The 13727-nt window shown below is 71.0% G+C and carries 10 protein-coding genes; all 10 read left to right on the plus strand.

What is annotated here, in order from left to right:
- The first annotated feature begins 127 nt into the window (after positions 1–127).
- Positions 128–4093: a type VII secretion protein EccCa gene (gene eccCa / locus SNR22_RS06940; protein ID WP_320065623.1), complete on the plus strand. Its 3966-nt coding sequence runs from the start codon at positions 128–130 to the stop codon at positions 4091–4093.
- Entirely contained in the window at positions 4090–5946 is a 1857-nt protein-coding gene (locus SNR22_RS06945) for a hypothetical protein (RefSeq protein ID WP_320065624.1), read from the plus strand. The genes eccCa and SNR22_RS06945 overlap by 4 nt, the downstream gene beginning before the upstream one ends.
- Positions 5947–6006: 60 nt before the next feature.
- Positions 6007–7410, plus strand: coding sequence for a type VII secretion integral membrane protein EccD (eccD, locus tag SNR22_RS06950; protein ID WP_320065625.1), 1404 nt, complete (start codon positions 6007–6009; stop codon positions 7408–7410).
- A 1-nt stretch (position 7411) separates the two neighbouring features.
- Positions 7412–8761: a type VII secretion protein EccB gene (gene eccB / locus SNR22_RS06955; protein WP_320065626.1), complete on the plus strand. Its 1350-nt coding sequence runs from the start codon at positions 7412–7414 to the stop codon at positions 8759–8761.
- 95 nt (positions 8762–8856) lie between these two features.
- The gene (locus tag SNR22_RS06960) at positions 8857–9174 is read left to right on the plus strand and encodes a WXG100 family type VII secretion target (RefSeq protein WP_320065627.1); all 318 of its coding nucleotides are present in this window, start codon (positions 8857–8859) and stop codon (positions 9172–9174) included.
- 151 nt (positions 9175–9325) lie between these two features.
- Positions 9326–9616, plus strand: coding sequence for a hypothetical protein (locus SNR22_RS06965; RefSeq protein ID WP_320065628.1), 291 nt, complete (start codon positions 9326–9328; stop codon positions 9614–9616).
- An 83-nt stretch (positions 9617–9699) separates the two neighbouring features.
- The gene (locus tag SNR22_RS06970; protein ID WP_320065629.1) at positions 9700–10077 is read left to right on the plus strand and encodes a hypothetical protein; all 378 of its coding nucleotides are present in this window, start codon (positions 9700–9702) and stop codon (positions 10075–10077) included.
- Positions 10077–12845: a hypothetical protein gene (locus SNR22_RS06975; RefSeq protein ID WP_320065630.1), complete on the plus strand. Its 2769-nt coding sequence runs from the start codon at positions 10077–10079 to the stop codon at positions 12843–12845. The genes SNR22_RS06970 and SNR22_RS06975 overlap by 1 nt, the downstream gene beginning before the upstream one ends.
- 65 nt (positions 12846–12910) lie before the next feature.
- The gene (locus SNR22_RS06980) at positions 12911–13336 is read left to right on the plus strand and encodes a YbaB/EbfC family nucleoid-associated protein (protein WP_320065631.1); all 426 of its coding nucleotides are present in this window, start codon (positions 12911–12913) and stop codon (positions 13334–13336) included.
- Positions 13333–13677, plus strand: a complete 345-nt coding sequence (locus SNR22_RS06985) for a hypothetical protein (protein ID WP_320065632.1) — start codon at positions 13333–13335, stop codon at positions 13675–13677. The genes SNR22_RS06980 and SNR22_RS06985 overlap by 4 nt, the downstream gene beginning before the upstream one ends.
- The last annotated feature ends 50 nt before the right edge of the window (positions 13678–13727 follow it).

The raw sequence follows: 13727 nt of genomic DNA on the forward strand, positions 1-13727 counted from the left end.
CCGGCGGCGTCGACCCCGGGGCCGACGCCGCCGGCACCCCTGTCCAGCGGGCGGGGCGGGCGTCGGCGGATTTCGACGAACATGCCGAGACGGGAAACTCTTTGCGGTCCGCATCCGTGTGGTGAGTGTGAGCACCAAACCTTTCCGGCGGCCGGCCCGCCGCAACGGCCCCGAGCTCCCGCACGGCGACATCTCCCTGCAGGAGCCGCCGGTCGTCCCGGAGGTCCAGGCCGGCGGGATCCGTTCGGTCGGGATGATCCTGCCGAGCCTCATGATGACCGGCGGGATGATGTTCATGTTCTTCGGGCGGAGCGCGCTCGACAGCCCGATGGGCATGATCATGATCATGATGATGGGCGGCGGCATGCTGGGCATGTTCGTCATGCAGATGACGAGCGCCTCCGGCAACCGCAAGGACCAGATCAACGGCGACCGTCGCGACTACTTCCGCTACCTGTCGCAGACCCGGGGGCAGGTCCGCAAGTACGCCGAGAAGCAGCGGGACGCGCTGGCCTGGCGGCATCCACACCCGGAGTCGCTGTGGTCGCTGGCGATGACCAGCCGGCTGTGGGAGCGCCGGCCGACGCATCCGGACTTCACCGAGATCCGGATCGGGACCGGCTCCCAGCGGCTGTCGGTGCGCATCACCCCCGTGCAGAGCAAGCCGGTGGAGGACCTGGAGCCGGTCTGCGCCAAGGCGCTGCGCCGGTTCATCAAGGCGTACACGACCCTGCCCGACCAGCCGGTGGCGCTGAACCTGGCGGGCTTCGCGCACGTGCGGATCGGCGGCGACCGGACCGTGGCGCTGGGCATGGTGCGCGCGATGCTCGCCCAGCTCACCACCTTCCACGCCCCCGACGAGCTGCGGCTGGCGGTCTGCGTCGGCGCGGAGCAGGCCCCGGAGTGGGAGTGGATCAAGTGGCTGCCGCACGCCAAACACGCCTTCGACGTCGACGCCGCCGGTGCTGTCCGGCTCTCCGGCAGCACGCTGGAGGAGGTGGAGGCGTTGCTGGGCAGCGACTTCTCGGCCCGCTCCCGGTACGACGGCACCGCCCAGCCCTCGCGGGACGAGCCGTTCGTGGTGGTGGTCTGCGATGGCGGCCTCATCCCGCCGGGCGCCCGGCTCGTCGTCTCCGGATACCGCAACGCGGTCCTCATCGACTTCGACGGGCGCGGCGCGGCGAACGACGAGCAGGTGCTGAACCTGGACGTGTCGGCGGCGGACGTGCACATGGTGGAGCGGGACCACGTGGGGCGGGAGGTGCGCACCCGGCTCGCCGCGCCGGACGGCGTGGACCAGGTGCGGCTGCGGGCCCTGGTGCGGATCATGGCCCGGCACGGCACGAAGGTCACCGGGGAGCAGCCCGCGACCGGGCTCAGCGCGGTCCTCGACCTGCCAGACCTGCTGCAGATCCCCAGCCTGGACGACTTCGATCCCGCCCCGCTGTGGCGTGGACGAGCGCCCGCCGACCGGCTGCGGGTGCCGATCGGGGTGGCCGCGGACGGCTCGGCGATCACCCTGGACATCAAGGAGTCGGCCGAGGGTGGGATGGGGCCGCACGGCATGCTGATCGGGGCGACCGGGTCGGGCAAGAGCGAACTGCTGCGGACGCTCGTGCTGGCCCTGGCCGCCACCCACTCCTCCGAGACGCTCAACTTCGTGCTCGTGGACTTCAAGGGCGGCGCCACGTTCGTGGGCCTCGACCGCCTCCCGCACGTCTCCGCGCTCATCACCAACCTCGCCGACGAGGCCGCCCTGGTGGACCGGATGCAGACCGCCGTGCACGGGGAACTTGTCCGCCGGCAGGAGCTGCTGCGCCGGGCCGGGAACTTCAGCTCGGTGCGCGACTACGAGAAGGCCCGCGTGGACGGGATGGACCTCGATCCGCTGGCCACGCTCTTCGTCATCGTGGACGAGTTCAGCGAGCTCATCGCCGCGAATCCCGACTTCATCCAGCTCTTCGTCATGATCGGCAGGCTCGGTCGATCCCTCGGGGTCCACCTGCTGCTGGCCTCGCAGCGGCTGGAGGACGGCCGCATCCACCAGTTGGAGGGCCACCTGTCGTACCGCATCGGGTTGCGCACCTTCTCCGCGATGGAGTCCCGGGCGGTCATCGGCGTGCCGGACGCCTACGAGCTGCCGGCCGAGCCGGGCAACGGCTACCTTCGCTCCAGCGTCACGAGCATCACCAGGTTCAAGGCGGCGTACGTGTCCGGTCCGCACCGCGTCCGCAGCACCAAGCTGCACCACGAGGTGATCGCCAGCCAGGTCGTCCCGTTCACCGCCCGGCACCTGGCGTTCCCGACGCCGCCGGTGGACCGGGAACCGGAGCAGCCCGTCGAGACGGGCACCACCGTGCTACACGCGCTGGTGGACCGCCTCGTCGACCAGGGGCCGCCCGCGCACCAGGTCTGGATGCCGCCCATGGAGCAGCCGCCGACCCTGGACGAGGTCCTCCCGCCCCTGCTGCCCGACCCCGAACACGGGCTGCGCCCGGTCGACGCGGGCGGGCAGAGCTACCTGCGGCTGCCGATCGGCCTCATCGACAAGCCGTTCGAGCAGATGCGTGACTTGCTCGTGGTGGATCTGTCCGGTGTCGGCGGCCACATCGGCGTCGCCGGGGGACCGCAGAGCGGCAAGAGCACCCTGCTGCGGTCGTTGGTGTGCGGGCTGGCCCTGACCCACTCCCCGGAGCAGTTGCAGTTCTACTGCCTCGACTTCGGCGGCGGGTCCCTGGCCGGGCTCGCCGGGCTGCCCCACATCGGCGGTGTGACCGGCCGGCACCAACCCGAGCGGGTGCTGCGCACGGTGGCCGAGGTCCGCTCGATCCTGGTCGACCGGGAACGCCGGTGCGCGGAGCTCGGTATCCATGGTCGGGACATGTACCGGCAGGCCCAGGCGGCCGGCAGGATCCCGCAGGACCGCTTCGGCGATGTGTTCCTGGTGGTGGACGGGTGGTTCACCCTGCGCCAGGAGTTCGAGGTGGCCGAGGAGGTGACCCGCGACATCGCGGCGCGGGGCCTGAACTACGGCATCCACGTGATGTGCTCCATGGGCCGCTGGTCCGAGCTGCACATGTCCATGCGGGACAAGATGGGCACCCGCCTGGAGCTGCGCCTGGGCGACCCGGTCGAGTCCGGGATCGACTTGCGCGCGGCGGCGCAGGTGCCCCGCCGGCCCGGTCACGGCCTGACCGAGACGAAGCTGCACTTCCTCGGCGCGTTGCCCCGCATCGACGGCGTGCAGTCGGCCGAGGGACTCGACGCCGCCACCGGGGAGCTGGTCTCGGCGATCCTGGACAACTGGCCCGGGGAGCGGGCCGCCGAGGTTCGGACGCTGCCCCTGGCGCTGTCGACCGACGAACTGCCGGCACCGGAGTCGACGCGCATCGCGCTGGGAGTTGACGAGGATCGGCTCGCGCCGGTCTGGCACGACTTCCGGGCGATGCCCCACCTGACCGTGCTGGGGGACACCGAGAGCGGCAAGACCAACCTGCTGCGCCTGGTGGCCCGCGCGGTCGCGGCGAGCCACACGCCGGCGCAGGCCCGCATCATGGCGGTCGACTACCGGCGGCAGCTCTTCGACGACATTCCCGAGGCATACCGGCTGGGCTACTCGGTCTCCGCGGACAGCACCCGGGCCACGGTGGCGGATGCCCTCGCCGGGCTGGCCCGGCGGGTGCCCGGCGCGGACATCACCCCGGAGCAGTTGCGCGCCCGCGACTGGTGGAGCGGCCCCGAGCTGTTCGTCCTGGTGGACGACTACGAACTGCTCGCCGGGCACGACAGCCCGTTGAGCGGGCTGATTCCGCTGCTGCCCCAGGGCGGCGACATCGGCCTGCACGTGGTCGTCACGCGGGCCGCCGCCGGGGCCATGCGACTGTCGATGGACCCGCTGTTGCGGCGCATCCAGGAGCTGAACACCCCGGACGTCGCGCTCTCCTGCCCACCGACCGAGGGCCCGCTGCTGGGCAACACCAAGCCGCGCACCCTGCCGCCGGGCCGGGCGCTGTTGTGCACCCGGCGGGGCGGCCGGCTGATCCAGACCGGCCGGGTCCCCGAGCCCGCGGCCCAGCCCAGTACCGGCCGATGACGCGCACCGACACCCGTCCGTGCCCGCCGGCGGCCCCGGCGTCCGATCGGGCGGCGGGCGCACCGGCGCCCCGTCAGGTCCGTCGGGCGGCGGAGGAACTGGCCCGTCGGCTGCACGCCCACGCCTGCCTGCCCGGACCGTCGGCCGCGCCGACCGCGTGGCCGAGCGACCTGGCGCTGGTGGGCTGGCTGCGCCGGCTGACCTATGCGGGCCTGTACGCCTGGGCGGCGGAGGAGAACGTCGCGCGACGCTGGATCGGCGGTGACATCTTCCACACCCGGCGCGTACCCGACATGCCCGAATTCCTCAGCGGTGTGGATCTGCGTCGCCTCGCGCCGCACCTGGTCGCGCCACTGTTGCGGCGACTCAGCATGACCCGGGCCGCGCCCCGGGGGGCCGGCCTGGCACCCGCCGCGCTGGCGGCCGACGCCGGCCGGGTGAGCACGCATGCGCGGACCGGCCGCGAGCGGTGCTGGGGGCAGCCGGAGCAGACGCCGCCGCTGCCGGCGACCACCGTCATCCCACACGTCGTGCACGGCATCTGGCTGGGCCGGGCGCTGCCCGCCGCGAACAGTTTCTGGGCCAACTACGGCGCCGCGGCGGCGCACTACGCCGGCGAGGTCGACTTCGTGCTGTGGACCGACATCCCCCGCGCCCAGTTCGACGCGGCCCGCCTGACCCCGCCTGCCCCGGCCGGTCGGTCCGACCCGCTGGCCGGAGTCCGTGACCTGCTCACGTGGGCCGAGGCCCACGGCATCCACCTGGTCAGCGTGTTCGAGGTGTTCCACGCGCGAGCACCGATGATCCTGCACACCCCGTTCGCCCTGGAGATGGGGCGGCGGTCGCCGCAGGCCTTCGCGGCGGCCAGCGACCACCTGCGGGTCGAGGTGATCTACCGCTTCGGTGGCCTGTACGCCGACGGGGACCTGCTCTTCCTGCCCGACGCCGAGGGGCCGCCCGGGAAGGGGCCCGGCGGCCCCGAGCGCGAGGAGGCGACGTCGGGCAACGGTGCCGGGTATCGGCTGTTCCAGGGTCGGTGGCCGGGTCGGCCGGACGCCGACGGCCCGACCCGGCTGCCGGCGTTGTTCGACCGGGTCGCCGCGTCACCGCACGGGTTCACCCTGCACGTGCTCACCGACCGGGTCGTCCTCAACGATGTCGTCCTGGCCCCGGCGGGGCATCCCGCGCTGGCCCTCTGGGTGGAGGGGGCGCGCTACAACTACCTGCGCGACCAGCGGGTCGTCTTCGCCGCGCAGGAGCCGGCGAAGCCCGAAACACCCGCCGTCGGTGAGGCGGCGACGTGGACCTGGGCGGTCACCCCGATCCGCACCGGCCGGGTGCACCAGTGGGTGCTGGCGCGGCTGGGCATCAGCGCAGCCGAGTTGGTCAAGCCGGCGCCCGCCGTGCGCGGGAACAGCGACCTTAGCTGGCTGCCGCCGGTGGGCGGCGAGGCGCCGATCCCCTGCCTGGACCCGGATCCGTTGCCGACCCTGATCGACTGCGTGAGCCTGCTGCGCTGGCAGCAGTTGTCGCGCGGCGGGGATCTCGCCCTCACCGCCGTCGCGCCGCTGATCCGTGGGCTGCCGGACCCGGACACGGCCTGGACCGCGCTGCTGCTCGCCTTTCCGTACCTCAGCGCCGACCTCGGCGCGGTCACGTCGGTCACCGACCGCCGGCGCAACCAGGACAAGACCCTGGACGTCGTCGTGCTGCCGCCCGAGGCGGAGGCACTGCTGGACCGCACCGCCGAACCCGACGTCTGGTTCGGCTCCGACGCCGGCACGGGACGGGAGTTCTGGTTCCTGGGCGAGTGCAGCGCCCCGGCCCGGCTGCGGGAAGCGGCGGCGCGGTGACATGTCATCGACACCCACCGTCACGGTGAACTTCAGCCGAGAACCAGGCGTGGTAGAGGTATGAGCCAGGATCGCGGGGACCTCTGCCGGCTGCTGGTCGTGGGGCCGACCAGCCAGGTCGACGTGAGCCTACCCACCCACATCCCGCTGGCCGACATGATGCCGGCCCTGCTGGGCGCGCTCGGCCCTGACCTCGCCGACCGAGGGCTGGAGCACAGCGGGTGGATCGCGCGCCGGCTCGGCGGCCCGGCGCTGGACGAGTCACGGACCGTGGCCGACCTGGAACTGCTCGACGGGGAGCTGGTCTACCTGCGCCCCCGCACCGACCAGATCCCACCGTTGGCCTACGACGACCTCATCGACGGCGTCTCCGCGGGCATCCGCAAGCGGTCCGGACGGTGGCTTCCGCAGACCACGCGGCTGGCGGGGCTGCTGCTCCTGGCCGCCTGGCTGGGCACCGCTCTCGCCGCCATGCAGGTGTGGCAGGACCACTTCGGTCGCACGGTGCTGCTCGCGACGGTGGCGGTGCTCTGCTGCGTCGCCGGGTACGCGGTGGCCCGCAAGTGGGCCGACCGTGCGATGGCCGGCATCCTCGGCGGCGCCGGCGTGGGCGCGACGGTGCTCGTCACCGTCGACGTGGCCGCCTGGCTCTTTCCGGCCACCGACGCCGGGGCGGCCCTGCCTCCGTTGATCTTCGCGGGGGTCACCGCCGGTACGCTCTCCGCGCTGCTGGTATGCCTCTTGGTCGCCCCGCGCACCAGCAGGCGGCCGGTCATCGCCGGGCTGGCGTGCCTGTGGCTGCTCGCCATGGTGGCGGTCATGCTGCGTGAGCAGGCTGCCTTCGGCTGGACCGGGGTCGCCGCGGCTCTGGTCACGGTCACTACGGTGCTGCGGCTGGCCGTGCCGGCGGTCACGTTCAAACTCGCCGGGTTCACCCTGCCCGAGATGCCGACCGAACCGTCCGAGCTGCAGAAGGACATCGAGCCGTATGCGGCGGAGGAGGTGCTCGTCGGGGCGGCCGTCGCGGACCAGTTCATGACCGCCCTGTACGCGGCGCTGGGACTGGTCTCCGGGGTCGCGATGGTGTGGCTGGTCACCGCGCCGGGCTGGGCCGCCCCGCTGGCCGCGTGGCTGGCGGCCGCCGCCCAGATCCTCGTCACCCGCCCGATGACCAGCACCTGGCACCGACTGGCGCTCGCCGGGCCGGCGCTGGTCGCCATGGCGGTCTGGTGCCTGAGCGCGACCGCCGGGCGAGGTCCGTCGACCGCGATGCTGGCCGTCGCCTTCTGCCTCGTCCTGGCGGCGGTCTGCGGTACGGCCGCGCGGGTGGCGAGCCGTCGGCGGTTCAACCCGATCTGGGGCCGGCTGGGCGACTGGACGCACACCGCCGCCGTCGCCGCGCTGCTGCCGACGGCCGTGGTGACCATGGGCGTGATCGCGCTGGTCCGGGCGGAGGTGGGCTGACATGGCCTCACGTCGGGACCAGGTGGATGCACAGCGGCACATGATGGCCCGGGTGACCGGGGCGCTGGTGCTGGCCGAACCGGAGACCTCCGAGTCGCCGACCCGGCGGGACCGGACCGGCACCATCGCCGGTGTCGTGCTCGGGGTCCTGCTGCTGGCCGGGATCGGGGTCTGGGCCCTGTTCCCGGGGTCGTCGGGCTCGACCCGGTGGCAGCAGGCGAACACCCTGGTCGTGGACGCCTCGACCGGCGCGCGGTACGTGCTGGCCTCCGGCCGGCTGCGGCCGGTGAACGACCTCGGCACGGCGACGCTGCTCGCCGGTGGCCGGCTGACCCCGGTGACGGTGGCCTCGTCCCAGCTCGCGAAGGTCCCCCGGGGCGAGCCGGTGGGCAGTGCGGACGGTCCTCAGGTCCTGCCGCCGAAGCGAATCAACCAGCGCGTGTGGCGCGTCTGCGACCAGGGTGCCGCCGGTCTCGCGGTGCACATCGACGTACCCGTGGCCCCCTCGCCGCTCGGCCCGGATGAGGCCCTGACGGTGACCGCGGCCGGCCGGACCCACCTGCTCTGGGGCGGCCGGCGAATGCTGCTCGGGCAGGTATGGGTGGCCCACGTGCTCGGGTTGGGGCTGTCGGTCCCGACGCCGGTCGACCCGTCCTGGCTCGACCTGATCCCGCCTGCGGGCACGGTCGGCCCGCCGGTCGTTCCCGGCGCGGGCGAACGCGGGCGAACGGTGGCCGGTCGGCGGACGACGGTGGGTGACATGTTCCGCGTCGACCTGGGCAGCACGATCGGCCACTACCTGATGACCACCGAGGGGCTGGCTCCCCTGACCGACACCGAGTACCTGCTCGAACGGGCCAGGCCGGGCTCCACAGGGGAGGCCACCATCACGGCGGCCGACCTGGCGGCGAACGCCCGCGACGCCTCGGCCCGTCCGCTGACCACGTTGCCGGTGAGCCCACCGAAGCCGCGGGCCACCCCGGACGGCGCCGCGGTGTGCCTGGAGTACTCGGGGCGGTCCCAAGGGCCGGCGGTCGTGCTGACGGCGGCCACCGCCGCGCCGGCGGCCACCGACGGCCCGGTCAGGGCCGCCGGCAGCGGTAAGCCCCGGGTGGCGGTGCGGGTCCTGCCGGGCGGGGGCGCCCTGCTGAGGCCCCCGGGCAAGGACCCCGCGTGGCCGGCGCAGCAGCGACCGCACACCCTGATCGACGAGCGGGGCGTCGCCTACCAGGTCGCCGTGGTCGACCTCGCCGCCCTCGGATACTCGGCCGATCAGGCCGTTGTGATGCCAACGGCACTGGTCAGCCTGCTTCCGATCGGCCCGACGCTGGTCCGTCCGGGAGGGGGGTGACGAGCGGAACCACCAGCCAGCTCGGGATCACCGCACGACACCACACCACCGACTGGCGATGGCCACATCGCCCGCGCACAGACAGGGAGAACAGCGTGCCAGCAGGAGGAATTGTTGCTGATCAGGCGACTATCACCGCCATGGTCAGCGCGTTCGAGCATTGCCAGGCCGAGTGCCGCAACGTCCAGGCGACCGTCGAGTCCCTGGCCGGTCAGCTCAGGACGCAGTGGCAGAGCGACGAGGCCGCGCCGAAGTTCATGAACGCCATCGCCGAGTGGCAGAACGGCTTCGTCCGGGTCCAGCAGGGCCTCAACATGCTCAACGAGAACATGCAGACCTACTCGAGCCTGACGGCCACGACGGAGAGCACCGTCGGCGCGCAGGCCGGTACGTGGGCCGATTTCGGGGGCTAGAAGGCGCAGGCCGTGCCCGGCGGGGCGAACGGACCGCACCTCCTTCCCAGCCCGTACAACCCGATGCAGCACAACGAGATGGGGGCCACCTGGACCTGATCGCCGAACCCTCGACACGCATCCGACCGCAGCCAACATTGAGGAGACCAAAATGGCCAACTACAGCATCAATCCCGCCGCGGCGCACGCCGTCGTGGATGAACTCGTCGCGGTGACCAGGAGGCTGGATGCGTCGCTGGCCACCCTGCAGGCCTCGGTGGTGCAGTTCACCCAGGCGAACAACGGTAACGCACCCGCTGCCTACACCAGCGCCCAGCAGTCGTGGAACAACGGCCAGGGCCAGATGAAGGTGGCCCTGGCCCGCGGCAACCAGACCCTTCAGGAAATCATCCAGCAATACCAGCGGGGTGACCAGCGGGGCGCGGGCATCTTCGGCGGATAGGGTCGGACATCGAAACGCGTCGCCGCCGGGCGGTGCGGCCGGCCCCGTCCGTTCGGCGGCGACTTCTCCTCGGAGGAAAAACGATGAAGAACAATGAAATTATCATCAACCAGGCCTACCTGACGCAGCTTCAGGGCGTATACACCGGACAGGTCGACGAGATCGACAAGGTGTACGGCAAGGTCGTCCAGTACGGTAACCTGCCGGACTCGACCGTCGACATGACCAAGCCGTTCGTGCTGCGGCTCGGTGGGGCGAAATTCGCCGAGGCGGTGGACATGGTAGGCAGGCTCGATACCACCCGGTCGGGTCTGGCCGCGCGCTTCAGTTCCGCCCGTGCCCAGCTCTACGCGCTGGAGTACGGCATCAAGTTCCTGCTGGCCGAGGCCGACACCGCCGAGGAGTTGAACGCACTCAGCTCCACGGATTTCGAGGGCTTCATTCCCAAGTCAGGCTTGTAGTGGCGACACCAAACATCTCGACGATCGAGGATGTCCTGCTGAACATTCTCGGTCTGGTGCTCGGCGACATGACCGGGACGCACCAACTGGCCACCTCCGGTAGCGGGGGTGGCCAGTCGGATCCGAGTAAGAGCTTGATCAATGAAGCGTACCGGCCGAATGCGGTCGCTTCCGGCCCCCCCTGGCTGATCGCGCAGACGTCCACACTGAGCCACACGGGTTCCTGGGCACCGGAATACAACAAGGACGCCGTCACCTTCTACAAGTGGCAGCAGGACGGCTGGGTCAAGCGCATCACCCGCGTCACGGTGTGGGTGGGCCTGACCAACAGGGACAACGCCCAAGGGCAGAAGACCAACACCGCCGATCCGACGAAGACGGTCAACGCCTCGGCCAACCCGGTCATCGGGTTGGGGGCCGCGTGGGAATATCTCCTCGGCGAGATTCCCGACGTGGCCGGGCCCGGCACCTCGTTCGACCCGAACTCGCTGGAGTCGGCCCGGCAGGTGTTGTTCGGCCTGGCCGGGAGGGCCGGGGCGATGTCCACCGCCCTGCAGCAGCAGATCGGGCAGGTGAACACCAAGAACCCCGAGTTCAAGGGTTCCGCGGAGTCTGCCTGGTATCAGCGAGTGCGTGTCGCCGACCAATTCCTCAACGACATCGGCACCCAGTACGTGCGGTGGGACGCCGCGCTCGGCTCGATGGCGGATGCGTCGAGAGCATTCATCAAGGCCCTGCTGAATGCCGTGATGGTGTGGAATAAGATTTCGCCTGCCCTCCACTGGCAGCATCCGTACCGCATCATCGCCAGCATGTTCAACGAGAGCAAACTCGCCTACGGCGACCCCACTCGAACGCCCTCGGGCGCCTGGGATCTGGGCACCCAGTACGCGGACACTTCGAGCGGCGGCTCGTCCACGTACACCTCCACCGGGGGTTCAGAACTCGAGGAGCACTACTCGGCGCCCACGGCGATCTGGACCCCGCCCGAGTGGGTGGGGCTGTCCTCTGGGTTCGACGCGTTCGACCTCAACGGGTGGGTCAAGCTGGATCAGCACCTGCGCACGACGTGGCGTAACCACCTCGTCGAATCCTTCGCGCCCGTGCTCGCCGAGGCAGCGAAGCTAGTGAGTGCGTTTGCCTTCGGGCGCGACAGTTTGTATATCGTGGACCCCACGCCGGTGGCACCCCTTTCGCCGCCCAACGGGGGCGGTGGCGGGATACCCAACTGGGCGGACTTCATCCCGAACTGGGCCAACTTTATTCCCAACTGGAATGACGTCGTGCCCAACTGGAATGACGTCGTGCCCAACTGGAATGACGTCGTGCCCAACTGGAATGACGTCGTGCCCAACTGGAATGACGTCGTGCCCAACTGGAATGACGTCGTGCCGAACTGGGACGATGCCGTTCCCAACTGGAATGACGTCGTGCCGAACTGGGACAAAGTCGTTCCCAACTTCGACGGTGCCGTTCCCAACTTCGACGGTGCCGTGCCGAACTGGGACAACGCCATCCCGAACTTCGACGGTGCCGTGCCGAACTGGGACAGCGCCGTTCCCAACTGGGACGACGCCTTCTCCAGCCTGAGCAGTGTGCCTCCCAACGAGGACCAGGCAGGGCTGGGGCCGTGGGATCTGTATCCGAACTCCTCGTCCGACGGTGGGTCTGTTCCGCAGTTCGGAATTTCGCTGCCGAACGGGTCGTACGGCGGCAACGGTTCGCTCGGAGACTGGGCGAATTCCTACCCGAACGCGACCGGCGGCGTTGGTGGGCCGGGTGCGGGTATCGTGGATCCCTTCGCGAACAACCCGGGTGTCGTCGGCGGAATCCCGGGCTGGGATTCGCTCCCCGGCGCCGGCGCGTCCACGCCGGGGAGCCTGGGTGACCTGACGCCGGAGCAGCTTCGACAGTTGGACTCGGTGGGGCTTCTCGACAACGTGCCGCTCTCCCAGGAGCAGGCGGACTTCCTGCGCCGTAACGGCCTCGGGGTCCCGGGTGGCGCGAACCCGACGCTCGGTCAGCTCACCCCGGAGCAGCTCGGCGCGCTACAGGAGGCCGGGCTGCTCGACGACATTCCGCTGACGACGCAGCAGCGGGCCAACCTCGGTCTGCCCGGCAAGCTGCCCGACACGACGGGGGGTCTGACGAAACTGCCGGTTTGGCAGACGACCCCGGTGGACACCAGCAAGTTCCCGACGAAGGTCGACGGCCTCGACGTGTCACCGCTTCCGGACCGGAGCGACACGGGTCTGGTGATCGGTGACGTCAGCCAGCCTGGCACGGGCACCCACCCGGACATTCCAGGGCTGGTGCTCGGCACCGGCGGTTTCTCCTCGGTGCCCGGCGTGTCCGGCACGCCGGGCGTGCTGGGCAGTGCCGGGCTCGGCATGCCCGTCGGTGGAACAGGGACCGTGGGTAACACGGCGGGGACCGGCGGGACCGGGGCGGGAGTGGGTGGCGTGCCGGGATCGGCCGGCAGCAGCGGCCTGCCCGGCGGATCGAACGCCGCGCAGGGCGCCGGCGGCATGCCCTTCATGCCGGGCATGATGGGCGGCTCCGGCACGGGTAACCAGCGGGAGCGGGATCGGGAGCGCAGCACCTGGCTGAAGGAGGACGAAGAGGTCTGGGGAACCGATCCGGAGTGCGCGCCGGCGGTGATCGGCCGGCAGGGCCGGGGCAGCCGGGTCGAGGAGGACGAGTACCCGACGTCCGGCGACGAGCGAATCGTCACGCAGGAGGAGCGCCGCCAGTACCGAGGACGGTGAGGGACCGGGATGCCGGTGAACCCGGCACCCCGGTCCGGGCGTGAGGATTACAGAGGAGGTGCCCGATGGGAGCACTGGGGGACGAGGAGTTGCTGGCCGAGATGAGGTCGGCGCTGGAACAGGTGCAGGCCGAGTCCGATCGCGTGGCCCGGCAGGTGCGGGAGACGAAGACCACCGTCCAGGACAAGGAGCGGAGGCTGTCGGTCACCGTGGGCGGGCAGGGCGAGCTGCTGCAACTCACCTTCCACGGGGACGGGTACCGGCGTCTCGCCCCCGCCGAGCTGGCGAACCTGATCGTGACGTCGGTGGAGAAAGCGCGTGACGACGCCCTGCGCAAGCTGATGGCCGGCACCGCCGCGCTGGCCGATGACCTGCCCCGGCTGCACGACACCGCGCGCCAGGCGACGTCGATCGACGAGCTGATCGAGGGCATCGCGGGGGTGGTCGGCGCCGCAGGCGATCGGCGGCCGGGCAGGAGGAGGACAGCATGAACGGCTCGATCGAGTTCTCCGGGGATGCCCTCGCGCAGCGGGTGCCGCTGCTGACCGAATTCCGGCAGCACCTGGTGGACATCCTCGAACCGCTGACGGACGTCGTGGCGTGTCGGTGGGCGGACGGCGCTCCCGCCAACGACGAATTCACGATGGCCGCCCGCGAAAACGTACGAAAAATGTTGGTCGACTACGTGCTTCCGGCTTACCTGCAGCTTGGTGAGTCGGTGGGCGTGCAGGGCGAGAAGCTGGACGTGGTGCGGCAGGTCGGCGAGAACACCGAGGCCGGCAACGCCGAGGTCGCCGGCGGCTGGAGCGGTGGGGGTGGTCGGAACGGCTGAGGTCCGTCGGATCTTCGCCGGCTTTCGGCAGCAGAGAGGTACGCGTCACG

It is taken from the genome of Micromonospora sp. RTGN7 (assembly GCF_033804645.1).
Lineage (GTDB): Bacteria > Actinomycetota > Actinomycetes > Mycobacteriales > Micromonosporaceae > Micromonospora.

Excerpts from the sequence above, each read along its gene's own strand:
- SNR22_RS06985 (WP_320065632.1), top strand. The coding sequence starts at position 13,333 with ATGAACGGCTCGATCGAGTTCTCCGGGGATGCCCTCGCGCAGCGGGTG.
- SNR22_RS06945 (WP_320065624.1), top strand. The coding sequence starts at position 4,090 with ATGACGCGCACCGACACCCGTCCGTGCCCGCCGGCGGCCCCGGCGTCC.
- SNR22_RS06970 (WP_320065629.1), top strand. The coding sequence starts at position 9,700 with ATGAAGAACAATGAAATTATCATCAACCAGGCCTACCTGACGCAGCTT.
- eccB (WP_320065626.1), top strand. The coding sequence starts at position 7,412 with ATGGCCTCACGTCGGGACCAGGTGGATGCACAGCGGCACATGATGGCC.
- eccD (WP_320065625.1), top strand. The coding sequence starts at position 6,007 with ATGAGCCAGGATCGCGGGGACCTCTGCCGGCTGCTGGTCGTGGGGCCG.
- SNR22_RS06965 (WP_320065628.1), top strand. The coding sequence starts at position 9,326 with ATGGCCAACTACAGCATCAATCCCGCCGCGGCGCACGCCGTCGTGGAT.
- SNR22_RS06980 (WP_320065631.1), top strand. The coding sequence starts at position 12,911 with ATGGGAGCACTGGGGGACGAGGAGTTGCTGGCCGAGATGAGGTCGGCG.